At 46.4% G+C, this 26,718-nt stretch carries 25 protein-coding genes and 1 riboswitch; of the genes, 13 read left to right on the top strand and 12 right to left on the bottom strand.

Annotated elements, in window-relative coordinates:
- Positions 1 to 117 precede the first annotated feature (117 nt).
- Both NYR53_RS28395 and NYR53_RS28390 read right to left on the bottom strand, forming a co-directional pair.
- Positions 118 to 1,104 (bottom strand): Gfo/Idh/MocA family protein, encoded by a 987-nt coding sequence (locus NYR53_RS28395; RefSeq protein WP_261302421.1) that lies wholly within the window; start codon positions 1,102 to 1,104, stop codon positions 118 to 120.
- Positions 1,101 to 2,111 carry a Gfo/Idh/MocA family protein gene (locus NYR53_RS28390; RefSeq protein ID WP_261302420.1) on the bottom strand — a complete coding sequence of 337 codons (1,011 nt, stop codon included), beginning with the start codon at positions 2,109 to 2,111 and terminating at the stop codon, positions 1,101 to 1,103. The genes NYR53_RS28395 and NYR53_RS28390 overlap by 4 nt, the downstream gene beginning before the upstream one ends.
- A gap of 141 nt (positions 2,112 to 2,252) precedes the next feature.
- Between NYR53_RS28390 and NYR53_RS28385 the strand changes: the two genes are divergently transcribed.
- From NYR53_RS28385 to sdaAA, 4 genes are all read left to right on the top strand, one after another.
- Positions 2,253 to 3,143 (top strand): helix-turn-helix domain-containing protein, encoded by an 891-nt coding sequence (locus NYR53_RS28385; protein ID WP_261302419.1) that lies wholly within the window; start codon positions 2,253 to 2,255, stop codon positions 3,141 to 3,143.
- A gap of 82 nt (positions 3,144 to 3,225) precedes the next feature.
- The gene (locus NYR53_RS28380) at positions 3,226 to 4,968 is read left to right on the top strand and encodes a protein kinase domain-containing protein (protein ID WP_261302418.1); all 1,743 of its coding nucleotides are present in this window, start codon (positions 3,226 to 3,228) and stop codon (positions 4,966 to 4,968) included.
- 108 nt (positions 4,969 to 5,076) lie between these two features.
- Entirely contained in the window at positions 5,077 to 5,754 is a 678-nt protein-coding gene (sdaAB, locus tag NYR53_RS28375) for an L-serine ammonia-lyase, iron-sulfur-dependent subunit beta (RefSeq protein WP_261306553.1), read from the top strand.
- Complete coding sequence (sdaAA, locus tag NYR53_RS28370; protein WP_261302417.1) at positions 5,755 to 6,642, top strand: L-serine ammonia-lyase, iron-sulfur-dependent, subunit alpha; 888 nt, start codon at positions 5,755 to 5,757, stop codon at positions 6,640 to 6,642.
- Positions 6,643 to 6,727: 85 nt separating this feature from the next.
- Here the strand turns inward: sdaAA and NYR53_RS28365 are convergent, their stop codons facing one another.
- Genes NYR53_RS28365 through NYR53_RS28345 form a run of 5 tightly spaced genes read right to left on the bottom strand, consistent with a single transcriptional unit; the run spans position 6,728 to position 11,857 of the window.
- Positions 6,728 to 7,660, bottom strand: a complete 933-nt coding sequence (locus NYR53_RS28365; RefSeq protein ID WP_261302416.1) for a TauD/TfdA dioxygenase family protein — start codon at positions 7,658 to 7,660, stop codon at positions 6,728 to 6,730.
- A 25-nt stretch (positions 7,661 to 7,685) separates the two neighbouring features.
- Positions 7,686 to 9,029 carry an LLM class flavin-dependent oxidoreductase gene (locus NYR53_RS28360; RefSeq protein ID WP_261302415.1) on the bottom strand — a complete coding sequence of 448 codons (1,344 nt, stop codon included), beginning with the start codon at positions 9,027 to 9,029 and terminating at the stop codon, positions 7,686 to 7,688.
- A 27-nt stretch (positions 9,030 to 9,056) separates the two neighbouring features.
- The gene (locus tag NYR53_RS28355; RefSeq protein WP_261302414.1) at positions 9,057 to 9,893 is read right to left on the bottom strand and encodes an ABC transporter permease; all 837 of its coding nucleotides are present in this window, start codon (positions 9,891 to 9,893) and stop codon (positions 9,057 to 9,059) included.
- Positions 9,886 to 10,764 carry an ABC transporter ATP-binding protein gene (locus NYR53_RS28350; protein ID WP_261302413.1) on the bottom strand — a complete coding sequence of 293 codons (879 nt, stop codon included), beginning with the start codon at positions 10,762 to 10,764 and terminating at the stop codon, positions 9,886 to 9,888. Before NYR53_RS28350 ends, NYR53_RS28355 begins: the two co-directional genes overlap by 8 nt.
- Before the next feature lie 52 nt (positions 10,765 to 10,816).
- The gene (locus NYR53_RS28345) at positions 10,817 to 11,857 is read right to left on the bottom strand and encodes an ABC transporter substrate-binding protein (protein WP_261302412.1); all 1,041 of its coding nucleotides are present in this window, start codon (positions 11,855 to 11,857) and stop codon (positions 10,817 to 10,819) included.
- Between the two features lie 217 nt (positions 11,858 to 12,074).
- On the opposite strand from NYR53_RS28345, the gene NYR53_RS28340 reads away from it, so the two are divergent.
- From NYR53_RS28340 to NYR53_RS28330, 3 genes are all read left to right on the top strand, one after another.
- On the top strand, positions 12,075 to 13,262 hold the full coding sequence (locus NYR53_RS28340) for a helix-turn-helix domain-containing protein (RefSeq protein WP_261302411.1): 1,188 nt from the start codon (positions 12,075 to 12,077) through the stop codon (positions 13,260 to 13,262).
- A gap of 75 nt (positions 13,263 to 13,337) precedes the next feature.
- The gene (locus NYR53_RS28335; protein ID WP_261302410.1) at positions 13,338 to 15,389 is read left to right on the top strand and encodes a molybdopterin oxidoreductase family protein; all 2,052 of its coding nucleotides are present in this window, start codon (positions 13,338 to 13,340) and stop codon (positions 15,387 to 15,389) included.
- Positions 15,390 to 15,436: 47 nt separating this feature from the next.
- Positions 15,437 to 15,682, top strand: coding sequence for a hypothetical protein (locus NYR53_RS28330; RefSeq protein ID WP_261302409.1), 246 nt, complete (start codon positions 15,437 to 15,439; stop codon positions 15,680 to 15,682).
- A gap of 332 nt (positions 15,683 to 16,014) precedes the next feature.
- On the opposite strand, the gene NYR53_RS28325 is transcribed toward NYR53_RS28330, so the two are convergent.
- Both NYR53_RS28325 and NYR53_RS28320 read right to left on the bottom strand, forming a co-directional pair.
- The gene (locus NYR53_RS28325; protein WP_261306429.1) at positions 16,015 to 16,875 is read right to left on the bottom strand and encodes an IS3 family transposase; all 861 of its coding nucleotides are present in this window, start codon (positions 16,873 to 16,875) and stop codon (positions 16,015 to 16,017) included.
- Between the two features lie 11 nt (positions 16,876 to 16,886).
- On the bottom strand, positions 16,887 to 17,201 hold the full coding sequence (locus NYR53_RS28320; protein ID WP_261300801.1) for a transposase: 315 nt from the start codon (positions 17,199 to 17,201) through the stop codon (positions 16,887 to 16,889).
- 480 nt (positions 17,202 to 17,681) lie between these two features.
- Between NYR53_RS28320 and NYR53_RS28315 the strand changes: the two genes are divergently transcribed.
- From NYR53_RS28315 to NYR53_RS28305, 3 genes are all read left to right on the top strand, one after another.
- On the top strand, positions 17,682 to 18,389 hold the full coding sequence (locus NYR53_RS28315) for a DNA alkylation repair protein (protein WP_261302408.1): 708 nt from the start codon (positions 17,682 to 17,684) through the stop codon (positions 18,387 to 18,389).
- A gap of 155 nt (positions 18,390 to 18,544) precedes the next feature.
- Positions 18,545 to 19,789, top strand: coding sequence for an ATP-binding protein (locus NYR53_RS28310; protein ID WP_261302407.1), 1,245 nt, complete (start codon positions 18,545 to 18,547; stop codon positions 19,787 to 19,789).
- A gap of 41 nt (positions 19,790 to 19,830) precedes the next feature.
- The gene (locus NYR53_RS28305; RefSeq protein WP_261302406.1) at positions 19,831 to 20,514 is read left to right on the top strand and encodes a DUF421 domain-containing protein; all 684 of its coding nucleotides are present in this window, start codon (positions 19,831 to 19,833) and stop codon (positions 20,512 to 20,514) included.
- A 2-nt stretch (positions 20,515 to 20,516) separates the two neighbouring features.
- Here NYR53_RS28305 and NYR53_RS28300 read toward each other — a convergent pair whose 3' ends face one another.
- Complete coding sequence (locus tag NYR53_RS28300; RefSeq protein ID WP_261302405.1) at positions 20,517 to 21,677, bottom strand: stalk domain-containing protein; 1,161 nt, start codon at positions 21,675 to 21,677, stop codon at positions 20,517 to 20,519.
- 189 nt (positions 21,678 to 21,866) lie between these two features.
- Positions 21,867 to 22,367, bottom strand: a complete 501-nt coding sequence (gene queF, locus NYR53_RS28295) for a preQ(1) synthase (protein ID WP_029198588.1) — start codon at positions 22,365 to 22,367, stop codon at positions 21,867 to 21,869.
- Positions 22,368 to 22,378: 11 nt separating this feature from the next.
- A riboswitch (PreQ1 riboswitch) is annotated at positions 22,379 to 22,422 on the bottom strand.
- Positions 22,423 to 22,635: 213 nt separating this feature from the next.
- On the opposite strand from queF, the gene NYR53_RS28290 reads away from it, so the two are divergent.
- The 3 genes from NYR53_RS28290 (at position 22,636) to NYR53_RS28280 (ending at position 25,946) form a co-directional block, all read left to right on the top strand.
- Positions 22,636 to 24,312, top strand: coding sequence for a DUF8769 domain-containing protein (locus tag NYR53_RS28290; RefSeq protein WP_261302404.1), 1,677 nt, complete (start codon positions 22,636 to 22,638; stop codon positions 24,310 to 24,312).
- A gap of 170 nt (positions 24,313 to 24,482) precedes the next feature.
- Positions 24,483 to 25,427: a thymidylate synthase gene (locus NYR53_RS28285; protein ID WP_261302403.1), complete on the top strand. Its 945-nt coding sequence runs from the start codon at positions 24,483 to 24,485 to the stop codon at positions 25,425 to 25,427.
- 30 nt (positions 25,428 to 25,457) lie between these two features.
- Complete coding sequence (locus NYR53_RS28280; RefSeq protein ID WP_261302402.1) at positions 25,458 to 25,946, top strand: dihydrofolate reductase; 489 nt, start codon at positions 25,458 to 25,460, stop codon at positions 25,944 to 25,946.
- A gap of 55 nt (positions 25,947 to 26,001) precedes the next feature.
- On the opposite strand, the gene NYR53_RS28275 is transcribed toward NYR53_RS28280, so the two are convergent.
- Positions 26,002 to 26,628 (bottom strand): YcnI family copper-binding membrane protein, encoded by a 627-nt coding sequence (locus NYR53_RS28275; protein WP_261302401.1) that lies wholly within the window; start codon positions 26,626 to 26,628, stop codon positions 26,002 to 26,004.
- Between the last annotated feature and the right edge of the window lie 90 nt (positions 26,629 to 26,718).

Genomic DNA, 26,718 nt, shown 5'->3' with positions numbered 1-26,718 from the left:
AGTATTGAACTATGCAAAATGTTTGTAAAACGATGATGTAAGAAGACAGCGCATATTTGGAACAAATGCCGGAGCATCCGACCGTGTGTAATCTATTCTTTCAAGGCTCACAACTGGTTATAACAAAACGGGCTGCCCCAGTTCTACGGATTTGTAACCTGCTAAGGCGACAACGGTTGAACGCAATCCATCTTCCCCGGTGATCGGCACCTGTTCGTCATGAAGCAGGGCATGAACAAAGGCCTTCACCAAGTAATCATCCATGGAGTCACCCCAGAAATTCCATACGCCTTTTCCATTTTCCAAACTATATAGCTCATTTTTTTGAGCAAAACCATCTATGGAAAGGGTGCCTTTCGTACCGATGATCGTCATCGTCACATCTCCCCAAGTAGGGAATGCCGAGTTCCGCGACCAGCTTGTGTCTAAGACGCCAAACACGCCATTCTCGAACTTGACGTGGATCATACCAGTATCATCGATATCTAGGTTTTCATTAAATAAAGTAGCTGAATAGGCGTAAACTTCTTTCACCTCAGATTGGGTAATCCAATTCATTAAGTCCATGACGTGAACGGTATGATCCAACAAGGCTCCGCCGCCGGATAACTCCGATTGGAGGAACCAACCGGAAGGAAGCGAACCGCGATTGGTTCCCTTAATGGCGATAATATCACCGATCTCGCCAAGCTCGACCGCTTCCTTCGCTTTAATCACAGAAGCCAAATACCGGCATGGAAAAGCAGTCATAAGCTGAACACTGTTTTCTTTACAGGCGGAAATCATGGCTTCCATTTCGGAAACGGAAATGCCAAGCGGCTTTTCACAGAGCACGTGCTTGCCTGATTTCGCCGCTGCTATCGTGATCTCTGCGTGACGGGCGTTTTCCGAGCAAATGACGACTGCGTCAAAATCAGTAGCGAGTAAATCCTGATAATTTTCATAGTATGGCAAGCCATAATTGGTTGTTACTTCCTCAACTCGGTCTTTGATTTCGTCTGCGATACCAACGATTTCGACATTCGGCATGGCTCTGAGTGAATTCAAATAAGAGTATGCATGGCCGTGTGCGAAACTGATCATACCTACTTCTAATTTCTTCATGCTGTCTCCTCCTCGAGCTTTGAGCTCGTCTGCAGCTGAACAGACTTTCCTGTCCGTACTGATTCCAGCGCAGCCATGGTAATTTCGAGCGCTTTATAAGCATCGTTAGCCGTTACAATGGGTTCGCTTCCTTCTCTAATGCATTGAATGAAATGGGATAATTCCAATGCATAGGGGCTGTTAAATCCCGGACTTTGCGGAACTTCGGCGAAGCGTCTGTCCTCTGAATCGGAAGGGGCTTTGCAGATTTGCAGAGAACTGCTTTTCTGGCTGTCGCTGCGTATGATGCCTTTGCTGCCCGCAATTTCCACGGCGGTTTGGAAAGGTCCGTGATACCCCCAAAATGCTTCCAGGTTGGCCACTGCCCCGTTTTCAAAAAGAAGTGTAACCAAAGCATAGTCGATATCATTGACGCGTTGATTCAAGCCATATACCGACTTGACTTCACCGATCGCTGAGCGAAAAAAGTCAATATCGTGTATCATGAGATCGGCAATGACGCCGCCGCTTTTATCCGCTTCGTAGAACCAAGGTCTGAGATTCCCGGGATGTGAGCCTATCCGTTTGGCATGAGCTACGCCGACCCGGCCTAACTTCCCTTCATCGATGGCTTGCTTCATCTGCGCATATTCGGGGAAAAAACGAACAACGTGTCCGACAAAAAGACGAACGCCATTTTGTTCGCAGCTGCGGATCATCGCTTCTGCATCCTCTAAGTTCAGTGCGAGCGGTTTTTCACAAATCACATGTTTTCCGGCTTCTGCCGCTTTCAACGTATATTCTTTATGTAAGAAGCTTGGCAATGTCACGCTAACGACATCGAAATCTATCTCTTTCAGCATGGCTTCAAAGGAAGTAAAAGCGGGTGCCCCCGTTTTCTGGGATAGTTCTTGCGCTAGCTCGAAATCCGTATCGCAGACGCCAACTAGCGTCACATCCGGCATGTTCGTGTAGCTGAAGGCATGTACATTTCCCATTCCCCCGCAACCGAGTATGGCTACTTTCATGCAAAATTCACTCCTTACATTATTGTATAAATATGTTTAACTAAGTTATATGATATACGTATTGCTGTATACCGTATATGCGGACATTTATTCTTTTTATATCCATATTAGTGCTGATTGAAAGTGCGGTGATTGTAATCTATGGAAATTTTTAAAGAGCCGATTCCCTATCAAAACCCGTCGTTATGTATGAAGGTGTGGCGATTTACCCAGTCGGGAAAAGAACAGAAAGACGCGAACCCCTGGCATTATCATAAAGAGGTTGAGTTCATTTTGGTTGAAGAAGGGACTCACGAAATTCAGACACCCAATCATGTCTATTCGCTTAATGCCGGGGATTTGGTGGTTATCGGTTCTTCTCAATTGCATAGAGGACGAAAGATCGGCGATAAGGATCTCGTCTACATCGTGCTGCATATCGACCTGCAGCCTTATTTCGATCCGGCTATGATGATGTATTACCGGCATTTTTTAGAAATACTTCATCCACTAGAAGAGCTGAATTACATTTTCCGGGAAAACGAAAAGGCGAAAAAGGAAATTGGCATGATTATCACAGATACACATCATGAGGTTATGGGGAAAAATAAAGGCTATGAAATCGCAGTCAGCATGCATATTAAGCATCTGCTCTTGCAGCTGCTTCGCCATGACAACCGGGAGTTGTTGATGACGCATGTCAATGTTGATGCGGATGCAGATATTATTCGGTCGCTTGTTGCTTTTGTGGACGAACATTTGACTGAGAAAATAGACATGGGAGCGGCGAGCCAACTCGCAGGCATGAGTTACTCTTACTTCTCCAAATTTTTCAAAAAAAAGATGGGATCCTCGTTTACGGATTACGTTAATCAAAAACGTATTTCCAAAGCTGAGCGAATGCTCGTTACCGAAGCCCGTAGTGTCGGAGAAATTGCCGAGTCTGTGGGTATAGAGAATATGGCCCATTTCTACGAGTTGTTCAAACGATTCAACGGGTGTACTCCTAAGCAATATCTTCGCAAAATGAGTGCGGATAGCCAAATCAAATAAGTCCTCGGTTGTAAAGGCGAATTGTCGTCGAATATGTTACTATGATGAAGACTCTACCTTTTTAGATAAAGGAGCCGACAGCATGATTACCGTGACTGGTTATGAAATTCATCAAGTCATTTTTGAAGACCCAACGATTATCGTTTGCCACGCTACCTCGGAGGAACATGCTTGCGAGGTGCTTTTGAAGATCGTTAAAGAAGGCCATAGAGCGATTATTGAAAATGCGAAGGTTATTAATGAATATGAAATAGCCGGAAGTTTACATATTCAAGGTGTTATCAAACCGATCGCCTTATTAAGACAAGGAAATGTCCTGGTCCTGGCTAGTGAATGGGTACATGGATTGACACTGCGTCATTTTGCTCAGTCTGGTCAGATTTCCATTCCTGTTTTTCTTAAGATTGCGATTCAAATAGCGCGTGTGCTGGAGCAGCTGCATAAACTGCATATTGTACACATGAATATCAGACCGGATACGATTGTCGTGGTGCCTTCCTCTCTACGAGTTAGTTTGACGGGCATGGGACACTCTGTGCTGTCGATGGACGGGGGCAGACAAGCAAGGAACATGCCGCTTATTGAGGGCTCTCCCCCTTATATGGCACCTGAGCGTACAGGGCAATTGAACCGCGTTGTAGATGGAAGTACCGATCTTTACTCATTAGGAGTAACTTTCTATGAAATGCTGGCAGGTCAACTTCCTTTTCATGCGAAGGATCCGCTAGAATGGGCCCATGCTCACTTAGCCAAAACGCCTCTTCCACTATTAACATTCAATTCGCAAGTACCTGCTATTATCGATGAAATCATAATGAAACTTCTTGAGAAAACAATCGATCGCAGATATAAGAGTGCGTATGGTTTGCGAATGGATTTAGAGAATTGCCTGCAGCAGTGGGAGGCAAACGGTGTTTGTGAGCGATTTATGATTGCCGGGCAAGATGGGCCGCTGCTGTTAGAGATAAATAGTGATACTTCGGATCAGCCTGTCCTGTTATCGGAGAAAATAGAATTTGAGACAAGCGAGTCAAGCAGCGGATACTCCCAGGTGCTAGAACTAGCTGCCGTCATGCGAGCCTCTCAAGCTTTTTCAGAAGAGACGGATTCCTATCATCTCCTCTCTAAATTAATGAGTATAATAATCGAGGTTGCGGGGGCGCAAAGAGGCTGTTTCGTAGCCACACGTGCAGCGGAACTATATGTGGAGCAGATTGTGGAAGCTGACAGTAGAGAACAGCCCTTAAGGGGAGGTATTCCGCTAAGTCGGTATGAGAACGTTTGCCAGAACTTAATCAGTTATGTGGCTTTTAAGCGTCAATTTGTTATCCTGGAAGAAGCGGTACGGGAAGGACTATTTACACAAGACCCTTATGTCCAGCTGCATAAACCCAAATCCGTATTAGGGCTGCCTATCATAGCTCAAGGGGAGCTGCAAGGAGTCCTTTATCTGGAAAATAATTTGACGTCTGGCGTTTTTGCTGCAGAGCGGTTAGGTGTCTTACATATGCTGGCTTCGCAAATCAATTATGTGCAAAGATTGCTGGGCTATTACGGCAGTTCACAGAGCATTCAAGAGCCTAAATTCGAAGGAGCGCTTTCGTCTCCCATGCCCTCTTTAACTGAACGGGAGATTGAAGTCTTGCAGTGGATGGCGGCAGGATTATCCAATAAAGAAATCGCAATGCGGTTAGTGATGTCCGCGGGGACAGTCAAGGTGCATATGAGAAATCTGTTTAGTAAATTGCACGTTAATAACCGAGTGAAAGCCGTCACCGTGGCCACTCAATTAAATTTGCTCCAAGCAACCTCAATTGCTGAATGAGATTGTGATAATATGGGAATATAAGGACGCATTGAAGACTTGTCTTTATTGTAATGGCTTCATACAATGGGAGTAAAGGAACAAACTATATGTTAGGAGAGCTGCATGATGCGTTTTAAAGATGTGTTTTCGATCATCGGACCCTCTATGATCGGTCCATCAAGCTCTCATACCGCAGGAGCGGTCAGGCTAGGACGTGTAGCCAGACAACTGCTTGGCGAACAGCCGAAGAAGGTTGAAATCACACTATTCGGTTCTTTCGCCGATACGTACCGGGGGCATGGCACCGATTTGGCGCTCATTGGCGGTCTACTGGATTATGAAACCGATGATCCGCGCATTCCTGTTGCTGCCGAAGAAGCTGAAGCGCTTGGTGTGGAGATTGCCTTCCTTACAAGTAAAGATAAAGCTGATCATCCCAACACCGTTCGATTCCTACTTTCTTCTGATACACGGGAATTGAGTATGACGGGAGCGTCAATCGGCGGAGGCAATGTTGAGATTGTTAATGTGAATCAATTTGATGTGAAATTTACTGCAGTCTACCCCACGTTAGTGATTTCCCATCATGATCGTCCAGGGATGATTGCGGATATTACCGCTTTATTGGGGCGCAACGATATCAATATTGGATTCATGGATTTGGATCGGAAGGGCCGCGATCGGGAAGCGATGACAGTAATAGAAACGGATGTATCGATTCCGGATTCGCTTATACAAGAGCTTAATCATTTAAGTATGATATTCGAAATAAAAAAAGTGGATCTCGCAGAAAGAGGCGAATAAATGAGATTCCGGACATTGAAACAATTAACGGAAGTATGTGCTTCCGAAGGATTAACGATTGCAGAAGTCATGCTGGCTGACCAGAGCCAAGAATCGGGTAAACCACCTGAGTATGTCTTTGAAAAAATGCGCGCTTATTACCAAATCATGAAAGAAGCTGTCGCCAAAGGATTGACGGAGGATACAACATCCCGAAGCGGGTTGACGGGGAAAGACGCGCAGCGTGTTGCGAGTTATATGACAACGACAGAAGCGTCCTTAGGCGAAGAAGCCTGCAAAGCGATGGCTTATGCACTCGCTGTGTCCGAAGTTAACGCATCCATGGGACGTATCATCGCCACGCCGACAGCGGGTTCCTGCGGGATTATCCCAGGTGTTTTCATTAGCAGTCAGCAGCGATTTGGATGGGATGACGACCATATGGTCAATGGCTTGTTGAGCGCTGGTGCCATTGGTTATGTCATTGCTAACAACTCCTTCGTCTCCGGTGCAGAAGGTGGATGCCAGGCTGAAGTTGGGTCCGCCATTGGTATGGCAGCAGGTGCGCTGGTGGAGCTTCGCGGCGGCACGCCTGAACAGGCAATGCACGCAGTAGGCCTTGCGCTGAAGAACACCTTGGGGCTCATATGCGACCCCGTTGGTGGCTTGGTTGAAATTCCTTGTATTGTCCGGAATGGTTTCGGGGCGGTTAATGCTATGGCAGCCGCCGATATGGCTTTGGCCGGTGTCAGATCCGTCATCCCTTCGGATGAAGTCGTTCAAGTGATGTACGAAGTAGGCACGGCTATGCCGGAGAAACACCGGGAGACAGCCAAGGGGGGCTTAGCTCAAACCCCGACAGGCCAACAAATCATGAAAGAGCTGAATCTAGGCAAGAAGCAGCGTTAGTAATCAAGTCCGCGGGTGGGGTACACCTGCAAAAGCCCCACTACAAGGCCAATAACCTTGTAGTGGGGCTTTTGTTTATTTGCAGCTAGGCACTCGTCTTGGCTAATGACTCAGATGGCCGCTTAATGCGAGTTACACTCTGTCGGCCATCGATACCCACAGGAACATCGCCGTCAACAGTGACTCGGCGCACAATTCGATGTTGGTCACCATAATCGTTGATCGCATAGTGCTGCGTTGCACGATTGTCCCAGATCACGACATCACCGGCAGACCAGCGCCAACGAACTGTATTTTCGAGTTTGGTAATATGCCCCTGAAGTAGAGATAAGAGTTGGGCAGAATCTGCGGAAGAAAGGCCCAGGATTTTCTTCACGAAATGGCCAAGCACAAGCGTGCGTTCACCCGTCTCGGGATGCACACGAACGATCGGATGCTCGGTTTCATATACCGTGGAGGCAAACACTTCCCGATGATGGCGCTCTTTCTCGGGAGAAACTTCAGGACGCTGCGCGGCATAATCGTAGTCGTTGCTGTGCAGTGCCCAAAGTTGATCAACGAGAGTACGCAGTTCAGAGGGGAGGTGCTCGTAAGCAGCAGCCGTATTCGCCCAAACCGTGTCTCCGCCGGAAGCGGGAACTACAACGGCACGAAGCACAGAAGCTTGCGGGTAAGCATCGACGAAGGTCACATCGGTATGCCAAGAATCGGCCCGTCCGCCATGAGCGGAATCAAGCTCAAGCACATAATCGGTTCCGCTTTTAATTGGTACCGTCGGATGAGCAACAGGATCACCAAGCAGGCGGGCAAAAGCCTCCTGCCCCGCGTCATCCAGCTGATGCTGATCGCGAATGAAAATGACTTTGTGCTGCAATAACGCTTCGCGGATCGTCCTAACCGTTTGAGTATCCAGATCAGCGCTAAGGCTCACCCCTTTTATTTCTGCGCCAATTCTGCCTGCAATCGGAAGCACCTCAATGTGACCGGGAGTTACCTTAACTTGTTCATTTGTGCTCATACGAATTACCTCCATTAAATTATATTTATGCGCCTCCAACGGCAGCAGTCGCATACTGATTAGCAGGTCGGGACAAGCCCAAATGACCCCGCAGGGTAGTACCTGAATATTCGGTTCGGAACAATCCTCTTCGCTGAAGCTCGGGTATGACGAGCTGCGCGAATTCTTCCAATCCGGCTGGTAAATAAGGTGGCATCACATTAAAGCCGTCACTCCCACCGTGTAAGAACCACTCTTCCAGCTGGTCAGCTATTTGGATAGGCGTACCAGCAAATGTACGATGACCGCGTCCGCCAGCTAGTCGATGAAGCAGCCCTCGAATGGTTAAATTGTCGCGCTTCGCTAGATCAGCGACCAGCTGGAAGCGGCTTTTATTCCCATTGATGGCGGACAGGCTTGGCAGCTCCGGCAGAGGTCCATCGAGCGGATAGGAGAATAAATCAATATTCAACATATTGGACAACTGATTTAGCCCATATTCCGGAACGGTTAGTTCGTTTAATTCTTGTTCTTTTTCTTTGGCTTCTGATTCGGTGCGACCGATAATAGGGCAGATGCCCGGTAAGATTTTCAACTGCTCAGGAGAACGGCCATACCCCACAAGTCTTGATTTTACATCGGAATAAAATTGTTGGGCTTCTACGAGCGTTTGCTGTGCAGTGAAAATGGCCTCCGCATACTGAGCGGCAAATTCTTTGCCTGATTCGGAAGAGCCTGCTTGAACAAGCACAGGATATCCCTGCGGAGACCTTGGTATATTCAGCGGTCCGCGCACTTTGAAGGTATCGCCGACATGATTGATTTCCCGGACTTTGCTTCGATCTGCGAAGGTGCCCGATTCTCGATCAATGATCAGGGCTTCATCTTCCCAGCTGTCCCACAGACTGGTCGTTACGTCTAGAAATTCTTTAGCCCGTTCATAGCGTTTACTGTGCTCCAAATGGTCATCTTTGCTGAAATTGCTAGCCTCAAAGGTGCTTCCGGATGTGACGATATTCCAGCCTGCTCGACCTTTGCTTATGTGATCCAACGAGGCAAATTTGCGCGCAACATGAAAGGGTTCGTTATACGTTGTGGAGACGGTGCCGATAAGTCCTATATGATCGGTTACCGCGGCTAAGGCAGATAGCAAAGTGAAGGGTTCAAGCCCAACAAACGCGCCATGCTTGATGTTTTGACTGACCGCCAACCCATCGGCCAAGAAGAGGGAGTCGAATTTAGCCTGTTCCGCAATTTGCGCAATCCGTTGAAAATAGCGAATATCTGTAATATTCTCCGGCTCTGTGTTCTTGTGTCGCCATGATGCTTCATGATGTCCCGTATTCATGATAAATACATTTAAATGCAGTTGTCTTTTCGCTTTGCTCATAATCACTCACGCACCCTTTTAATTTTTTTACTCACTATAGGTTTGCTTCCAGCCTGTTAATCTCTTCTCAAGCGTAACGAGCAGGTAATTAATGATTAAACCAATAACGGAAATCGAGATAATGCCAGCGTACATATTCGTAATTTGAAAGCTGAACTGTGCGTATTGAATTAAGTAACCGAGACCGGACTTCGCACCGACCATCTCAGCGGCGACGAGCACGAGAATAGAGCCAGCTCCAGCCTGCCGAATGCCTACGAAAATAGTCGGAGTTGCCGCGGGAATAATCACTTTGCGAAATAAACTAACTGGCGATAAACCCATCGAACGAGCTGATTTGATCAAAAGTGGATCGACATTTTTGACGCCGCTAATGGTATTGAGCAGAAGGGGGAACGTGCAGGCGTAGAATACAATAGCAATCTTCGATGTTTCACCAAGTCCGAGCAATAGAATGAAGACCGGCAGTATGGCAAGTGCAGCCGTATTTCGCAATAATTCGAGCAAGGGATTGAGATACTCCGATACCGGCTTCCACCACCCGATGGCCAGACCAAGAGGGATACTGATGAGGATGGCCAGCGTAAATCCGCCCAATGAACGCGATAAGCTGGCAATCGTATGCTCGGTAAGATCACCCGACAGCAGCAGCTGCCACCAAGCAGCCGCTATTTCGGAGATCGGAGGGAAGAACGTCCGGTCAACGAGCCCTAAGCGAGGCGCCACTTCCCATACGAAAAGCAAGGCCACGATGACAATGGCATTTTTGAACAGCTTTCTCAGCTTCGCTAAGGACCATCCGATCGTATCAGAGCTGTCTTTTTCACGTAGAACGAGGGCTTTCCCCGCATTCACACTAGCCATTCACAACGCCCCCTTTTACCGCAGATTTATTGTTCTCAAAGCTATCCAAGCTCTTGGCTATTTCTTGCTCCTGGGCTTTCGTTACTTCGTCTTTAAGCAAATCCCATACCTCATGGCGCAGCTTGACGAAGTCAGGATGTGATCGCAAATCTTCTTCACTTCTTCGTGATTCAAAAGGGATATCAATCACTTTCTTGATTCTCCCTGGACGAGAGGTCATGACAGCGACACGCTGGCCTAAGTAAACAGCTTCTTCAATGCCATGCGTGATGAAAATGATCGTTTTTTGGGTAGCCTCCCAAATACGCAGCAGTTCGCTTTGCAGGGTTTCACGAGTTTGCGCATCAAGCGCAGCAAAGGGTTCATCCATCAGCAGCACTTCAGGATCGTAGGCCAAGCTTCTGGCGATCGCAACCCGCTGTTTCATGCCTCCAGAAATCTCATGGGGATAACGGTTTTCGAAGCCGGCAAGCCCGACCAAATGAATAAACTCTAGGGCAGTTTTGCGGCGTTCTTTGCGACTCACCCCTTTGGCTTCGAGGCCAAACTCCACATTCGCAAGCGTCGTCTTCCACGGGAAAAGCGCATATTGCTGAAACACGATGCCGCGATCCAGATTCGGTCCATTAATGGCCTTGCCATCTAACAAAATCTGGCCGCTGCTTGGCTTCGTTAAGCCCGCAAGTAAGTCGAGCAATGTTGATTTGCCGCAGCCGCTAGGGCCGACGATAACCATGAACTCACCCTTCTTCACCTCCAAATTGATATCCTTTAGGGCGGAAATAGGCTGTAAATCTTCTTTCAAATGCCCTAGGTTTCTTTGGATTCGAAACGATTTCTGCACATGCTGAATGCTTATTTTAGCTGTCATTTGCAGCACCTCCTTAACGGTTTCGCCAGTCGGAATCTGGCTTTATACGCAGTTACTTTTTCTCATTTACAAAAGGATTGAATTCATTCGTATACAGACCTTTGAGCTTCAATTGCCCTTCTTTAAGGACGCCTTCATCCTCCAGCCAATGGATCCAAGTATCGAATTCCTTGTCAGAGATCAAGCCGCCTTTACCGGCAATACCGGTGCTTTTCCAAAACTTCACAATAGAAGTATCTTCTTTCCTGCCTCGTGCGTTAATGATTTTCTCATAACGAGCAACAACTTCATCCCGCGGAGTCGTGCGAGCCCACTCAATCGCTTTGGCAGTTGCTTCAACAAATTTACGCGAGGCATTCGGATTCGCTTTGATGAATTTATCAGTCAGCACGTAACTGCCGGCACTAAAGGTGCCAAACAGATCAATATCCTTAAATAAAGGGTGGATGCCGCCGCGCTCCAGCGCTTTGTCACGCAGTACACCGCCTAGTGTGGCTACATCGATTTGTTCCGCGCGCAGCGTCTGTTCCGTTGTGACCGGCGGTACGACAACTAGTGTGACTTGCTTAATCTCCTCCGCCGTTAGGCCTGCTCTGTGCAAGTATTCCTTAATGACGAATTCATGGTGAGCGCCTAGCGTATTGACTGCAATTTTTTTGCCAATTAAGTCCTTAGCAGATTTGATAGGGCTGCCATCCAACACGTAATATCCCGTCCACGTATTCTCATCGACACCATAATAAGCAATCACTGGCTTAATCGGAGCTTTGGCGGATATCAATTTCACGATGGCCCCATTAAAAGCTCCGCCAAAGTCGGTATCCCCTGTAACGACGGATTGAATATCTTGAGGACCGCTAATCGTGTTGCCGATAAATTTCAGCTTCAAAGGAGCTAAGTACCCCAGATCATCAGCTAATTCTGGAAAAGTAACGGAGCCAACACCTCCTTGATAACGAAGCTCGGTTACTTCAGGTGCACCGCCGCTTGCAGATACCGTCGTCTCTGTTTTGCCGCAGGCTGTCAATAATAAAGAGGAGGCAAGAAGTAATACGATGGCTGTCGTGCAGCTTTTCTTAGCAAAATGAGTCATGTTCATATCCCCCTAACGATAATTTGCTTTCGTTGATTTCTAACCAAGTTATCTCCAGAGGTCCGGTCGTAAATTGCATAATTCCTATAGACTTACTATGAATATATTTCTATAATGAAATATAATCTCAGCCTAGTGAACTGTCAATGAATTGGAAACACATGAACATGAATGACGACGAATGACCATCTTAACCCCGGCAGGAGGCGTGATGACCATGACTTCACAGCGATTCAACCTCATTTCTTTGCATGATGCGATCGATCTGCTTGGTGTAAGTCGATCCACCTTTGACAGATGGCGTAAATTAAAGCAGCTTCCTTTTGTGAAAATAGGGAAAGAGATCTTAATTGATAAGACTGAACTGGAACAGTGGGTTCGTCATCACTCTTTTAGCCTACAGAATCCGGCACTTACCTCAGGCTCCTCCAAAACCGTCACTTCCAAGGACCTGCCCACGATAACGATTGGTTATCAAAGCGGAACGGCCCATATGTGGACAGCGCTCATCATGAAAGAGCTCGGCTGGTTGGAGGAAGAGCTCATCTTAGTGAATCCTAACCGTTCTGTTCATGTAAAATGGTTGGATGCAGCTAATGGAACATTGCTTCTGCAGGGATTGATCGGGGGCAGCATACAGATTGCTTCTTTGGGAGACTATCCGATTGTGCTCAGCCAATCACTTCGTCAGACGCTGCCTGCATTTCGTCCTATTCTACTCGCCTTTGACGGTAAAACCTCCGGTGGGCAAGGGATTTCACTCGTTATGCGCAAAGGGCTGGAAATCAACGATATCTCGGAGATTATCGGGTGGCCGCTTTCATCGGCAGCGCAATCGAGCGCGGGTTATCGTTTATCGAAACTGCTTCAATCGCTTGGCGGACAGGAGAATCATTTTGAACATAAAGAAATGGATGAATGCATGGCGGGGATCGTGAAACGGAAGCTTGCCGGAAGTGTCATGTGGGAACCGTATATTAGCTTGGCACAATACCAGAGTTTAGGTCAGGTGCTTTTTCCAGAAGGAATGGGGGAGAATTATTTAACAGGAATTGTTGCGGATGAGAATTGGGCGCGACATCATGAAGGAGACGCAGTTGCTTACTTAAAAGCACATGTTCGGGTCCATACGTTTATTAGGAATAATCCTCATGCAGCTGCCGAGCTTATATCTCGAGCAAAAGGAATTCCGCATGAAATTACAGCACGCATTATCGCTAAAGTAAGATGGGACGCTGCTATTTATTCGAAAGATATGGACGCTCTACAGCAGCTATCACCTCCTGTGTCCCAAAAAATCAGTTTCAAAGGTGAATATTTGCAACTAGCCATTAAGGCATTAAAGCTGCCTCTTGTGGGCTGCGATCCGCTCGAAGGGGATTGGGCCGTGGAGCAGTTGTATTAAGTGTAAAGAGACTTTCGCTTCGCTTCATTTCGGTATATAGTAAAAAAGAATGGAAGTGTTGAAAGGAGTGTCTAAATGCTTACAAAGATGCGTGATGAGCCAAATGGCATTTTCCCAGCCGTATGCTCACTGGACTGTCCAGATCAATGCGGCCTGCTGCTTCATAAAGAAGCTGGGAAGATCGTTAAAATAGAGGGAGACCCCAATCACCCGGTAACACAAGGGGCTATTTGCAATAAAGTTCGGAATATGACGGCGCGTATATATGATGATAAAAGACTGCAGTATCCCTTGAAGCGCGTGGGCCCTAAGGGTGAAGGCAGTCAATTTGAAAGAATCACTTGGGAAGAAGCGATCGAAACCATAACAAGTCGCTGGAAGCAGCTAATCGCAGATGAAGGAGCCGAATCTATTCTGCCTTACAGCTTCTATGGCAACATGGGGCGGATTGGGACGGAAGGGATGGATCGTCGTTTTTTCAATCGGATGGGTGCGAGCCGACTGCTTTATTCGATCTGTGAATCAGCAGGTACTGAAGGCTATAAGTATACAATGGGAGGCAGCTTCGGGACCGATCCAGAGGATACGGTTCATGCCAAGCTGATCATCATGTGGGGCATTAATGCGGTCAGCACGAATATGCATCAGGTCATGTTGGCAGAGAAAGCCCGTAAGAATGGCGCGCAAATCATCGTGATTGACGCTCACAAGAACCAAACAGGCCGCTGGGCGGACTGGTTTATTCCGATTTTGCCAGGAACCGATGCTGCCCTTGCTCTCGGAATCATGCATATCTTGTTCGAGGAGAATTTGGTCGATGAAGCCTTTATGCAGCAATATACCGCTGGGCATGAGGAGCTGAGGGAACATGTGCGTCAATATGATCCTTCTGTGGTATCTACAATAACGGGCGTACCTACCCGAGACCTCTTCCGTTTAGCTCGCTTATACGGTCAGACTTCGCCATCTTTTATTCGGATTGGAAACGGCATTCAGCACCATGATAACGGTGGTATGTGTGTGCGAACAATAGCCTGCTTGCCAGCGTTAACGGGACAGTGGCTGCACAAAGGCGGCGGCGCGATTAAAGGAAATGGCAGCTACTTGGAGCACAATATTCCAGCTTTACAGCGACCTGATTTGCGGGAGAAGGAAGCTCGCCAAATCAATATGAATTTACTCGGGAGCGCCTTGCTGGAGCTTGATCCGCCTATTCATTCGCTCTATGTGTACAATTCCAATCCAGCGTTAGTTGCTCCTCATGCGAATAAGGTGAGAGAGGGACTTCAGCGGGAGGATCTGTTCACCGTGGTTCATGACCTGTTTCTGACGGAAACCGCGAAGTACGCGGATATTGTGCTTCCAGCGACGTCCTCCTTTGAAAATACGGACTTTTACCGCTCCTATTGGCATCAATATATGCACATTCAGCTTCCCGTCATGGCTCCTTATGGGGAAAGTAAAGCGAATGTGGATGTGTTTCGATTGTTGGCGGAGGGGATGGGTTATGAGGACGAAGCTTTGCGGGATACCGATGAAGCGTTGATTCGCCAGGCTTTGGATCATCCCGGAAACCCAGCTTTGAACCATATATCGTATGAAACACTACTGGAAAAACAGTTTATCAAAGCGGATGTTAAGCCATTATTCCCTGGGGAATTAAAGACACCAAGCGGGAAGATTGAGCTGTATTCTCATGTGATGGAGAGTAAAGGGTTCCCGCCGCTTCCGACATATACGCCACTAGTGGATGAAGGAGATCTGCCATTCTTGTTCATTCCAGCACCGAATCATAACTTCCTGAATTCGACGTTTGCGCATAATGAGAAGCATATCCGAATGGAGAAAACGCCGAAGCTTCATATGAATGAGACGGATGCATCCACGTTAGGCTTGGTCAGTGGTGATGTTGCCCGTGTATGGAATGATCGCGGAGAGTGCGATTTAGTCGTTGCGGCTGGCTCGGATGTGCTGCCAGGCGTGGTTGTAAGCCAAGGGCTTTGGGCGGATTTGTCGGGGAACAAAGCGTTGGTTAACGCGCTTACGCCGGACCGAGTAGCCGATATGGGCGGCGGCGCTACGTTCTTCTCGGGCCGTGTGCGGGTGGAGAAGCGCAAAGTAAACTGAACCCTTGGGCGCATCGCCGCATAAGGTAATTCAGGAGGTGATGACCTATGTCATTACAGCATAAAGCGTATGCCTGGATCGGAAGCCCAGTAGGTGTATCCCTAGTGGACGGCACCGGAGTTTCTGGTATTCTGTGTAATATTCAAGGTGGGTCTATTTATGTGATCGAATATTTATATCACACCCAATTTGCTATGAAACATTATGCCTTCAATCAAATTCAAGATATTCTCCCGTTCCCGCAATGCCCGCAGCCACAACCGCCTGTGTACCAAACGAAACCTTTATATTAGTTTTGAATAAAAGATGACAAATGCCGATTCCAGTGGATCGGTTTTTTCTTGTTGCTGCTTAGGACAATCCATCCTTTGAAATGAAAAGCGAGCTGCTGCAATTCTCGATAACTCACCCTGTTGTTTTTTGATCGTCTAATTAGGTCACACGCAAAGTATTATATCTCTTAGAGTAGCTAGCTATGTGTACTTAGTGGTGTACTTGGTCTCAGGGGAAGGATGAAAAACCAAGAGATGATGTAATTAGTGCAGCTAAATCTATCTAAATCAGCGTTTTCAGGGAGAGAAGATGCAGATATGCTCTTCTGTCAAGAAAGTGGACACTTCTTTAGTTAAGCTGCGTTCTGGTAGTACAACTTTTCGAAGCGTAACGGAGACATGTAGCCAATCGTGCTGTTAGATCGTTTCCGGTTGTAAAAGATTTCGAGGTATCGGAACAACTTCTCCTGCGCTTCTTGCTTCGTCTTAAATTTGGGTTTGCTGTAGATACACTCACGTTTTAAGATGCTGTGAAAAGCCTCAATACAAGCATTGTCATAACAGTTGCCCTTACGACTCATGCTTGGCTTCATACCGTAGCTTGCTAACTGCTCACGGTACTCCTTTGAGGCATACTGGGAGCCGCGATCAGAATGATGGATAAGACCTTTGCCTGGCTTCTTAGAGGCGTATGCCTGATTTAGCGCATCCATTACCAAGTCAGTCGTCATTCGATCGCTAAGTTTCCATCCAACGATTTGTTTCGTGTGCAGATCCATGATGCTAGCCAGATAGAGCCTCCCTTGACGGCAAGGAATGTAGGTTATGTCAGCTACCCACTTTTCATTTGGTTTCGTTGCTTTAAAGTCTTGCTCAAGGATATTGGGAGCAATGGGCTGATCGTGATTAGAATCTGTCGTAGTGACCCTGAACTTCCGCGCCATACACGAACGTAATCCATGTTCGCGCATAATAAGACCCACCGTACGTTCCGCTACGGTCCAGCCTTCTTTCACAAGTTCTTTGAATATCCTCGGGCTGCCATAAGTTTCATCCGAATCATAAAAATGCCACTTAATGCGTTTAGTTAGTTCCTCTTTGCGCTTGTTACGCTCGGACACAACAACAGTTTTCCATTTGTAATAGCCGCTCCTAGACACTTGTAGCACGTCACACATCTTCTCCAATCGAAACTCGGAGCGATGATCCTCGATGAATTGGAACCTTAGTTCTTTTCTTTGCTGAAGATGTGCAGCGCCTTTTTTAAAATAGCGAGTTCCTCTTGGAGATCTTGATTTTGGCGTTCTTTCTCCTGGTACTCCAGATCTTTTTCACGTAACTGTTGCTCAAGCTGGCGCACTCTTTCCGGAGTAATTACTGACTCCGTCTGAAATTCGTCACGGTATGTAGCTTTCCAGTTGTGCAGAACACCCGCAGATATCCCGAGCTCTTCGGACATCTGCGGCATTGATTTACCTTGCTCTAAGATGTACTTCACTGTCTGCTTCTTAAATTCTTCACTATAACGATTTCGTTCCATCCCGGACACCTCTCCCTCTTATTGATATTATCTTAGTTTCACTTAAGAGATGTCCACTTTTAATTCTAGGTGCAATAGTGCATCAAATTCGGCGGCTACTGCCCGATTTATCTTGAAATGAGGATATTTGCTGCACTTTATGCAGGTAATCCCGCCCAAAGAGCCAGCATCACTTCATTTTGCTGCACTTTTTGCATATAACGCTGGCCAAGGCTAGACCGCACTTTATGCATATAGCTGTCCGTGGCTTGCTGCCGAAGACAGCCAAATCCTAATAATACCCCTCTATAACCTAAATAAATGACAATAAAATTAGCTTGAAAGAGAGTATGATGAGGGTCACAAGGAGTCTGTATGCGCTTACATGAGAGTCGGCGGGGTCTCCCTCTCGGCTCTTTATATTTGCAAAGCCGAAGGAATTTCACATCAAGATCTGCCCTATGATACAATACGGAAAAATGAATGTTGAGTGGTGAAGCTATGACATTTGAAGAGGTAATGAATAACCTAGAGGAGCTCGGAAGCGAGCAAACGAAGAAAACGTTTCTTCGGCATGGTGCGCAGGAGCCTTTATTCGGCGTAAAAGTAGGTGATCTGAAGAAGCTGGTCAAATTCGTCAAAAAAGACCGTGCGCTAACCCTCGCTCTATACGATTCAGGCAATACGGACGCGATGTACTTAGCCGGACTCTCCATTGATCCGAAAACAATGACGAAACAAGAACTTCAGAATTGGGCGAAGCAAGCCTATTGGTATATGCTTACCGAGTATACAGTTGCGGGCGTGGCTGCAGAAAGCAGCAGCGCGCTCCAATTGGCACGGGAATGGCTGCAATCTCCCGACGAATTAATTGCCACATGCGGATGGAGCACTTATGCCAACTATATTAGTATCACACCCGATGAGAAGCTCGATCTTCATGAGATTGCGCAGCTGCTTGAGCAGGTGAGAACAACGATTCATGCGGAAAGAAATCGCGTTAGATATACAATGAACACCTTCGTGATTACGGTGGGTGCGTATTGTTTACCACTATTTGAAGCCGCGACGGAAGTCGCTAATGAGATTGGCAAGGTTCATGTCGATGTCGGTCAAACAGCTTGTAAAGTACCGCTTGCGAGTGAATATATTCATAAAGTGGAATCAATGGGCCGAGTAGGAAAGAAGAAGAAGACGTGTATTTGTTAAAAAGAATTTAACAAGGCTATGACTAAACGGCAATGAGAGATGCCGCTCGGTTGCAGCCTTTTTTAACATTTATATTTTTCCCTGTTAAAAAAAGGATAACGCTTCCCCTTGCAGAAACATTGAAAGGAATGGATCGAGGGGAGAGCCGTGTAACCATGTTATTAGAAAAATTATTTTTGAACATTCTTATCGTCCTTGCTCCTGTCTTATTACAGAGTGTCTTTGGAGAGCGATGGCGCAATGATCCGTCACCGGTCGTGATGGGCTTACTCCATGGAACAGCCTCTTCCCTTTGTTTATTATTTTCTTACTATGAACTTGATTTGTACTGGGACTTACGTTATGTTCCCCTCGTCATTTCGAGCATCTATTGGGGACCCCTAGCAGGTCTTATTAATTACATTATGATAATGCTGATGCGCACGTATCTTGGTGGTGATGCGCTTATATTTGGATACATCAGCATGACACTCAGTTTTATTATCCCCTTTATAGCTTCTTACAAGCTCAAAGAATTAACAGGAAGCTCAAGAATAAAGGCTGCTATCTTGGTTTCGTTAAGTCCGTTACTGGTTATGCTGCTCATTTTGATGAGCTATGTGTCGCTTTACAAAGGCTTTGAATCGTTTGATCTTGCTACTATTCCTGCTGTGATCTCTTTTGGCATATTATTAGTTTTAGGAACCTGGTTATCATCCATTCTGCAAGAAATACATGAAGAAAGATTTAAAATGAAAGTTCAAATCCAAAAAGCTGAAAAAATGAAAACACTAGGCGAGCTAGCTGCCTCTATTGCCCATGAGGTTCGTAATCCGTTAACGGTTGTTCAAGGGTTTCTGCAGCTTATGCGTCCGAACGAGCAAGGGAAAAATCAACAATACCTGAATATCGCAATGGAAGAGTTAGCGAGAGCAGAATCGATTATTAATGATTACTTGAATTTTTCCAAGCCTAAACTAACCAAATTAGAATCTTTTTCATTTTCTGACGTATTAAACAACATTATTGTGCTTCTGACGCCGATGGCGATGAAGAATTGTGTTGAGATTACGATCAATCTCGAGGATCATATTTATATTTATTCGGATCGTGGTCAATTGCAGCAAGCCTTGGTGAATGTGATTAAAAATGCGATCGAAGCGACGCCTGCGGGCGGAGAGGTAAAGGTAAGCTTAAAAAGATTGGTTGGCCGAGCCGAGATTAAGGTCATTGATAATGGCAAGGGAATGACAAAAGATCAGCTATCTCGTATCGGTAATTTGTTCTATTCCACGAAAGATGTTGGAACGGGGTTAGGGACAGCGGTTAGTATTCGGATTATTGAAACGATGAATGGGGAAATAATCTACGATAGTGAGGAAGGCATCGGTACGACTGTCACAATTACTTTGCCCTTGTAAGGGGAATACCGGCTTAAGTGACAGATCAGGGAGTGATGATAATGGAAATTACCATGTATGTAAGCATAGCTGTAAAGTTAGTTGTTGCATTGGTTGGATTGTTGGTCATGACACGGCTTCTGGGTAAGAAAGAGATCTCTCAGCTTACGGCTTTTGATTTTGTCTCCTCCTTAATGCTCAGTGAGTTAGTTGGAAATACGATTTATGATGAAAATGTACATCTCAGCCATCTCGTCTTCGCACTTGTGGTCTGGACACTGCTTGCCCTTGCTCTTGAGAAGTTTATTTGGACAGTCCCTTGGATTTCTCGCTATGCAACCGGAACACCCGATTTACTGATCCGTGATGGGATTATCGACTTTAAGGCGATGAAGCGCAACAATTTAGACTTTGGTCAACTTAGTATGCTGCTGCGGGAAAATGATGTGTTCTCTATGAGGGAAGTCGCTTATGCGTTGTTCGAGACGAATGGCAGCATTAGCGTGCTCCGCCAAAATGATCCGGCAAGCCTAAATAATGGGGAGGCAGATTCGCCAAAGAAAAGGGTCTGCCTGCCGGAGAGTATTATTGAGAATGGGAGTATCAATGAAGCCGCACTGGGGCGTCTCGGCCGTGACAAGGAATGGCTTAAGCAGCTTCTGCAGCTGAGTGGAATCAGCCATCATGAACGGGTTCTTTTTGCAGAATGGTCTGATTCAAACGGACTTTTCTATCAGCTTAAATAGATTTATTTCTCGATTTTACCGGTGTCAACAACTTCGAAATCACTGCCCTTCAGCTTTCCGAGGTTGTGCAGGTCATCGTCATCCCACTTCGGATTCGGTGCACCGCTGAGGTACAGATTACTGCCGTTATCGGCGACGATCATGCCATATTTCTGAAGAGCGCGAAGGATGGTCCGATTCGTGGGCGAAAAGCCAGAGATATCGAAATCGCTTCGCAGTCTCAGCCTTAGTCCCATTGGCGGGTGATTGGGATCCGTACTGCTTGAGGCGTAGTGAGTGGCAGGTGCGATGAACCCGCGCTGCGTCTTTTGCACGGTGAAACGCAGTGCATGATTGATTTCTCCTGCTGCGGCCTCTTCATATCGGACGAGTCCTGGGAAAATGGGCAAGCCCGCTGCGTCTGCAGACGTCCAATATTTCGTCCTTAGCGCATTGGATGTAAGGTCCCATTTGGCACCATTCGAAGCTGTCCACCCATCGCTTGAAAAACGCGCGTTGTACAGCTCGTATAGCAGCTGGTTGCTTTTATCGACCACGATGACATGACGATCTCCGTCGCTAGCGGAACCACCCTCTATGAGGGCATTCGCCGGAATGGGGTAAGGCCCAGGATCGCTTTCGTCGGTGTAATCCGTGAAGGTAACATTCACTTTGGGTTGATTGCCATCGACGATCGTGTACGGAATGCCAATGGGAGCACCCTCCCAGACTGTCCCGAAATCGGCATGCATCTTCGAATTCAAGCCGATCGAAGCGATGAACCCTGCAGAGTTTGCGTGAACCGGATACTTGGAGATGTCCGTATTCCAAGGGTTATCCTCGGGGAATACTTGCAATGCCGCAGAACTGGAGCCGTTACCCGACTGTTCAGGCACAGGCAGCTGTTTAGGCTTACCCCCGACATAGATGGAGCTGGTCGCATCCTCCCAAGCGACTGGCTTACCCATCGCTTCAGACATGAAGCGCAGCGGCACATAAGTCGTATTTTTATAAATGAATCCTTGTAAATCAGATGAGGGCTGTTTGTTCAACCCGTCAAAGTAATAGCGAATATCGCGAAAATAAACGTCGATGCCAACTGCACTGGTCGCCGCGTAGGTAAGTCCGGAGAAAAACACGGCTCCACAAACGAAACCAACTGCGCCTGCCTTCCATCTTCCCATCGTGTTCAACTCCTCATGAGGTTTAGTCAGTTTGGTTCCTAACCTGCTGTATCTCCCATTCTAGCTGTGTAATCCTGGGACAACCATAGGGCATCGAACTCATTTTGCTCCTAAATAAGAATCAAAAAAAGCCTAACCAACCCCTATTATCCAAGGGGCCGACTAGGCTTAATGCTTATATTTTGCCAATTAGCGATTATCGATTTTTTCCGGATAAAGATCATGGTTCATCAATCGATGCTCAGCCATCGCTTCGAACTTCGTGCCAGGTTGACCCCAGTTGCAGTAAGGATCAATAGAAATGCCGCCACGCGGGGTGAATTTGCCCCAAACCTCGATATAACGAGGCGCCATCAGCTCGATCAAATCATTCATAATAATATTGACGCAGTCCTCGTGGAAATCACCATGATTCCGGAAGCTGAACAGGTATAGCTTTAGTGATTTGCTCTCAACCATTTTAATATTCGGAATATAGGAGATGTAGAGTGTAGCAAAATCCGGCTGACCAGTTACGGGACACAAGCTAGTGAATTCAGGGAAATTAAACTTAACAAAGTAATCTCTGTTCGGGTGCTTGTTATCGAATGCTTCTAATAAAGTTGGATCATAGTTGAAGACATACTTGGTTCCTTGATTGCCTAGTAAGGTAATCTCTTTCAAATCTTCATTGCTTCTTCCTGCTGACATGGGTGGTTCCTCATTTCATAGTTTTTTAGAGAGGGAGTTTGCGAACCTCTTATATTTTTCATTAGAAATGTACCATATACGTTGAGAAAATGCATCCTTATCCCCGTTGGGATTTCATGGAGAGCCAAATGTTAGAAGGGCTGCGGGATCATCCTACGGCTCAATTCGCAGCTTCCAAAGAGTAGGCAACGAGCTGGGTTTATGGATTCCATTTTTTCTGATATTCTGTATGGGGATTATCACGAAGAAGGGAATGTGAAGACAAAGTATGACGGAGCATATGAGGGATGAACAACTTTACTTGATTCATCACGCAATGGCTGATATGGATGGAAACTATGACCATGCAATGAAATTGTTAAGGGACAAGGATAACCCGGATCAGCATTATACGCGGGGGAGCGCCCATTATGCTTTGGGACTCCTCATCCGGAACGCACCAGGAGATTATGAAAGAGCTTGCGAAGTGTTAGGAAAGGTCTTAGACATGCAGTATGACTGTCCGGATGAAATTTATCATGGAACTTTTCGTACTGCTCCTCAGGAGCCTCATCCTCCAATTGGCAACCTTCCTTGGAAAACCTTTGCGCCGGGCTTTGCCTACTTTTTAAATGATACGTTTGAAAAGATATCCGAGCAGCTCGTCGATAGGTTATCTTCAAATACGTCTGAGGACTCCAAAAACTTAGAGGCTAAGAACATAAAGCAAATTTTTCAATCAGCTGTGGATCAAGTGCTTCCTCCCGTGTGGAAAAGCTATGATCCGAATTGGCGCGAATTTATTGCTTGTGCCTTTGCCGTTATCCTAGCGAATTTTGAAAGAACGCTGCCGGAAAGTCTTATTGATCGGATGGATGCTAGCATGATCAAAGCCGTTGGCGCATCCATCGACCGGCGTTTGTCGGATGCCATACCAATGAATTCGAATATCGAGTTGATGCATATGTTCATCTGCCATTTTTTTGGTCATCGATTTGATAATGAGAACTGGGTCTCACATGCCGAGCAAGAAGCGCTGAAGTTTTACGCAGCATTCAAAGAATTTGGTTCGTTTGCAGAATTTAACACAACAACTTATTATGGCGTGGATCTCACTGTGTTAGGGCTTTGGAGAAAGTATGGAAAATCAGATGCGTTTCAACAAATCGGTCACGAAATTGAAAAAGGTCTTTGGGAAAATATAGCGTTATTCTATAACCCTAACCTGGAAAACCTTTCGGGTCCTTTCTCGCGCGCCTACGAAATGGAAATGAGGGATCATAGTTCGATTGGTGTGTTTCTCTTCCTCACATTAGGGACAGTGTACGAGTACCTGGCAGCCATCAACTGTGAATCCGAGCACGATCCGATGATTGCATTAGTCGATGTTGACGTGCCTCAGGCGATCAAGCCATCGCTAATCACACATCAAAGTGATCGACTGGTCGTGAAGCAGTTTAGGGAGCTTTGCGAACGAGACGAGCCTGGCGCAAACACGAATCTTTGTACAGCGACAGCTTGGATTGAGAAGAATCTCATGATCGGCGGCATGTCCGGAAGCCGTAATACCAATGGACAGATGCATCCTGCAACCATACATTGGATAACGGAGTCTGGAGACAAGTATTATATGAGGTTAATCCGTCGTGAAGTAGGCGGACACTGGAACTCGCATCTAAGAGGTATCACTTTCGAAGCGAAAGCGGATAAGGATCTATTAGTTGTTGATGTTCATTTTGACACGAATAAGGAAATCGAGCTGTATTTTGAAATCAGAGGCAAGAACATACTCGCGGAAAGTGTGGCTTCAGATGTTTGGACATTGCCCGGATTGACTTGCATGGTAGAAGCGGACGCGCCAGCACCTTCCATCAACAAATTTGATGAACACATTGAAATGATATATCTATATCAACCTCAAGTATCGAGCAATCATATGAGCTTTACACTCCGTTTACATATTTGATAGCTGCCCTCGCGCAGCTTTTTTGCATTCAGATCAAATAATCCGTAATTCCGAATATGGAGTTCCTCTGTTATAATGTATATTCACATTTGTAGACAGGTAGCCAAACAGGCTCTATGCGGGTAAAATAGATAAATACATGCGTAACATAGAGATGGAGGTTCGTAAGCTTGAAAGCCTATCAGGAACTATTACAAGATATTCTTACCAATGGTACGAAAAAAGAAGATAGAACAGGGACAGGGACAATTTCAGTATTTGGCAGACAGATGCGCTTCGATCTTGCGGCAGGATTTCCTTTGGTGACGACGAAAAGAGTGCCTTTTCGCTTAATTGCTAGTGAAATGCTGTGGTTTATTAAAGGCGATACGAATATTCGTTATCTGTTACAACATAATAACCATATATGGAATGAATGGGCTTTTAAGAAATGGGTGGAGAGCGCGGATTATTCGGGACCGGATATGCGTAATTTCGGGTTACGCTCACAGCAAGACGAGACATTCAAGCTTCAATATGATGAGCAAATGGATGAGTTTGTGAAAAAGGTGCTCGAGGATGACGAGTTTGCCAAGCAATACGGTGAGCTGGGGGATGTCTACGGCAAACAATGGAGGGATTGGACGACAACGCAGGGAGGCACGATTGATCAGCTCAAAGAGGTTATTCATATGATCAAAACGAACCCTGATTCTCGCCGTCTCATCGTATCTGCATGGAATCCGGAGGACGTGCCCAGTATGGCGCTTCCACCTTGTCACACCTTGTTTCAGTTTTATGTGGCGGAAGGCAAGCTATCCTGCCAATTATATCAACGCAGCGCAGATACGTTCCTCGGCGTCCCTTTCAACATCGCTGGCTATGCATTGCTGACGCATCTTATTGCGCATGAATGCGGGTTAGGCGTCGGTGAATTCGTCCATACGATCGGAGATGCCCATATCTATACGAATCATATGGATCAAATTCAAACCCTGCTCAGCCGCGAGCCGCGAGATCTGCCAACGCTCAAGCTGAATAAGGATGTCGCTTCTATATTTGATTTCGACGTTAGTGATATTGAAATGCTGGATTACAATCCGCATCCAACGATTAAAGCACCTGTGGCTGTATAAACAACATCTGACGAAAGGAGGGGCCTGTGTATGAGTATCTCATTTATTTTCGCGATGGATCGTAACCGAGCGATCGGTTTAAATAATAAATTGCCATGGCATTTACCTGGGGACCTGAAGTTTTTCAAAACCGTTACGATGGGGCACCCTATTCTCATGGGACGGAAGACATACGATTCCATTGGCAAACCTTTACCGGGCAGACGCAACGTCATTCTTACGCAGAATTCCGAGTTTGAAGCGGAGGGCTGTGAGGTCATTCACACTGTACAAGAAGCGGTTGATGCCTTCCGTGATCAGGAGCTGTTCGTTATTGGCGGAGCGGAAATTTTCCGATTGTTCGCTTCTGCAGTGGACAAGATGTACATTACGCACATCGAGCATGAGTTTGAAGCGGATACGTTTATGACCGAACTAGACTTGTCCGAATGGACGTTGGTATCCAGTGAGCAAGGCGAACGGAACGAGAAAAATCCTTACGAATACTACTTTCGAATCTACCAAAGAAAACAAGCTTAAGGAAATAGGTAAAGGCCCTGAGCTATCTGTTCACAGAGAGCTCAAGGCCTTTTTATTAGTTACGCTTTTTTGTAAGCGATAAGATCAGAGATAAAGCTCCAAGTACGACTGCCGCAATGGAGAGGTAGAGGGAAGTGTTGGATGATGTGCCACCCGCTGCAGCACTTCCAGCCGTTACCTGTCCGTGGCTATCTGTCGTTGCACCGCCTGCAGCTTTAGCTTTAACTGTTGTTACAGACGCAGGCTTGTCAGATCCATTAGCGCCGACCCATTCAACTACGCTGCCATCTTTATAGGTTTGATAGGCTTTCCATACGATCTCCGTAGCCGCATCCGCTACCTTGCCTTGCATATTGAATTCACCGAATTCCGTGCTAGCCAGTCCATCACCGATTGCTTTCCAAGTAACACCTGTAATTTTTCCAGCTGTATCTTTGGCTAGCTCGTAGGTCCAACCTGCTTTGGGCTCGAAGCGAGAAACCGCTACAGCATCCATAGGGAATTTGATTTCTACTTTTACAGTAGGAATGTCTTTCTCAGAAGGCACGCGTACCGTAAATTTCTCGTAACCGCCTTGTGTGGCTTCTTTCGGATAGACAACAACATGGGCGCTGGCGATTCCCGCGAGAAGCATGGAGCCAATCAACATAATACTTGCATTTAACATCAGTTTTTTAAACATAAATCGTGTTCCCCCTTCAAGTTATCTCTTATCATGTTGTCCATATTACCTGATCGACAAGCATAAGAGTATGACTCGACTGGGCTATTT

This window comes from Paenibacillus andongensis, assembly GCF_025369935.1.
Taxonomy (GTDB): Bacteria; Bacillota; Bacilli; order Paenibacillales; family NBRC-103111; genus Paenibacillus_E; species Paenibacillus_E andongensis.
The sequence above is the reverse complement of the archived record's forward strand: the minus strand, read 5'-3'. Positions and strand labels throughout refer to the sequence as shown.

What these genes read in the sequence shown, in the direction of transcription:
- NYR53_RS28275 (WP_261302401.1), bottom strand. Translation starts at nt 26,628, where the DNA reads ATGTTTAAAAAACTGATGTTAAATGCAAGTATTATGTTGATTGGCTCC.
- NYR53_RS28380 (WP_261302418.1), top strand. Translation starts at nt 3,226, where the DNA reads ATGATTACCGTGACTGGTTATGAAATTCATCAAGTCATTTTTGAAGAC.
- sdaAB (WP_261306553.1), top strand. Translation starts at nt 5,077, where the DNA reads ATGCGTTTTAAAGATGTGTTTTCGATCATCGGACCCTCTATGATCGGT.
- NYR53_RS28355 (WP_261302414.1), bottom strand. Translation starts at nt 9,893, where the DNA reads ATGGCTAGTGTGAATGCGGGGAAAGCCCTCGTTCTACGTGAAAAAGAC.
- NYR53_RS28365 (WP_261302416.1), bottom strand. Translation starts at nt 7,660, where the DNA reads ATGAGCACAAATGAACAAGTTAAGGTAACTCCCGGTCACATTGAGGTG.
- NYR53_RS28360 (WP_261302415.1), bottom strand. Translation starts at nt 9,029, where the DNA reads ATGAGCAAAGCGAAAAGACAACTGCATTTAAATGTATTTATCATGAAT.
- NYR53_RS28350 (WP_261302413.1), bottom strand. Translation starts at nt 10,764, where the DNA reads ATGACAGCTAAAATAAGCATTCAGCATGTGCAGAAATCGTTTCGAATC.
- NYR53_RS28385 (WP_261302419.1), top strand. Translation starts at nt 2,253, where the DNA reads ATGGAAATTTTTAAAGAGCCGATTCCCTATCAAAACCCGTCGTTATGT.
- queF (WP_029198588.1), bottom strand. Translation starts at nt 22,367, where the DNA reads ATGTCAGCAGGAAGAAGCAATGAAGATTTGAAAGAGATTACCTTACTA.
- NYR53_RS28310 (WP_261302407.1), top strand. Translation starts at nt 18,545, where the DNA reads ATGTTATTAGAAAAATTATTTTTGAACATTCTTATCGTCCTTGCTCCT.
- NYR53_RS28320 (WP_261300801.1), bottom strand. Translation starts at nt 17,201, where the DNA reads ATGGAACGAAATCGTTATAGTGAAGAATTTAAGAAGCAGACAGTGAAG.
- NYR53_RS28300 (WP_261302405.1), bottom strand. Translation starts at nt 21,677, where the DNA reads ATGGGAAGATGGAAGGCAGGCGCAGTTGGTTTCGTTTGTGGAGCCGTG.
- NYR53_RS28315 (WP_261302408.1), top strand. Translation starts at nt 17,682, where the DNA reads ATGACATTTGAAGAGGTAATGAATAACCTAGAGGAGCTCGGAAGCGAG.
- NYR53_RS28335 (WP_261302410.1), top strand. Translation starts at nt 13,338, where the DNA reads ATGCTTACAAAGATGCGTGATGAGCCAAATGGCATTTTCCCAGCCGTA.
- NYR53_RS28390 (WP_261302420.1), bottom strand. Translation starts at nt 2,111, where the DNA reads ATGAAAGTAGCCATACTCGGTTGCGGGGGAATGGGAAATGTACATGCC.
- NYR53_RS28345 (WP_261302412.1), bottom strand. Translation starts at nt 11,857, where the DNA reads ATGACTCATTTTGCTAAGAAAAGCTGCACGACAGCCATCGTATTACTT.
- NYR53_RS28280 (WP_261302402.1), top strand. Translation starts at nt 25,458, where the DNA reads ATGAGTATCTCATTTATTTTCGCGATGGATCGTAACCGAGCGATCGGT.
- NYR53_RS28340 (WP_261302411.1), top strand. Translation starts at nt 12,075, where the DNA reads ATGACTTCACAGCGATTCAACCTCATTTCTTTGCATGATGCGATCGAT.
- sdaAA (WP_261302417.1), top strand. Translation starts at nt 5,755, where the DNA reads ATGAGATTCCGGACATTGAAACAATTAACGGAAGTATGTGCTTCCGAA.
- NYR53_RS28290 (WP_261302404.1), top strand. Translation starts at nt 22,636, where the DNA reads ATGACGGAGCATATGAGGGATGAACAACTTTACTTGATTCATCACGCA.
- NYR53_RS28305 (WP_261302406.1), top strand. Translation starts at nt 19,831, where the DNA reads ATGGAAATTACCATGTATGTAAGCATAGCTGTAAAGTTAGTTGTTGCA.
- NYR53_RS28330 (WP_261302409.1), top strand. Translation starts at nt 15,437, where the DNA reads ATGTCATTACAGCATAAAGCGTATGCCTGGATCGGAAGCCCAGTAGGT.
- NYR53_RS28395 (WP_261302421.1), bottom strand. Translation starts at nt 1,104, where the DNA reads ATGAAGAAATTAGAAGTAGGTATGATCAGTTTCGCACACGGCCATGCA.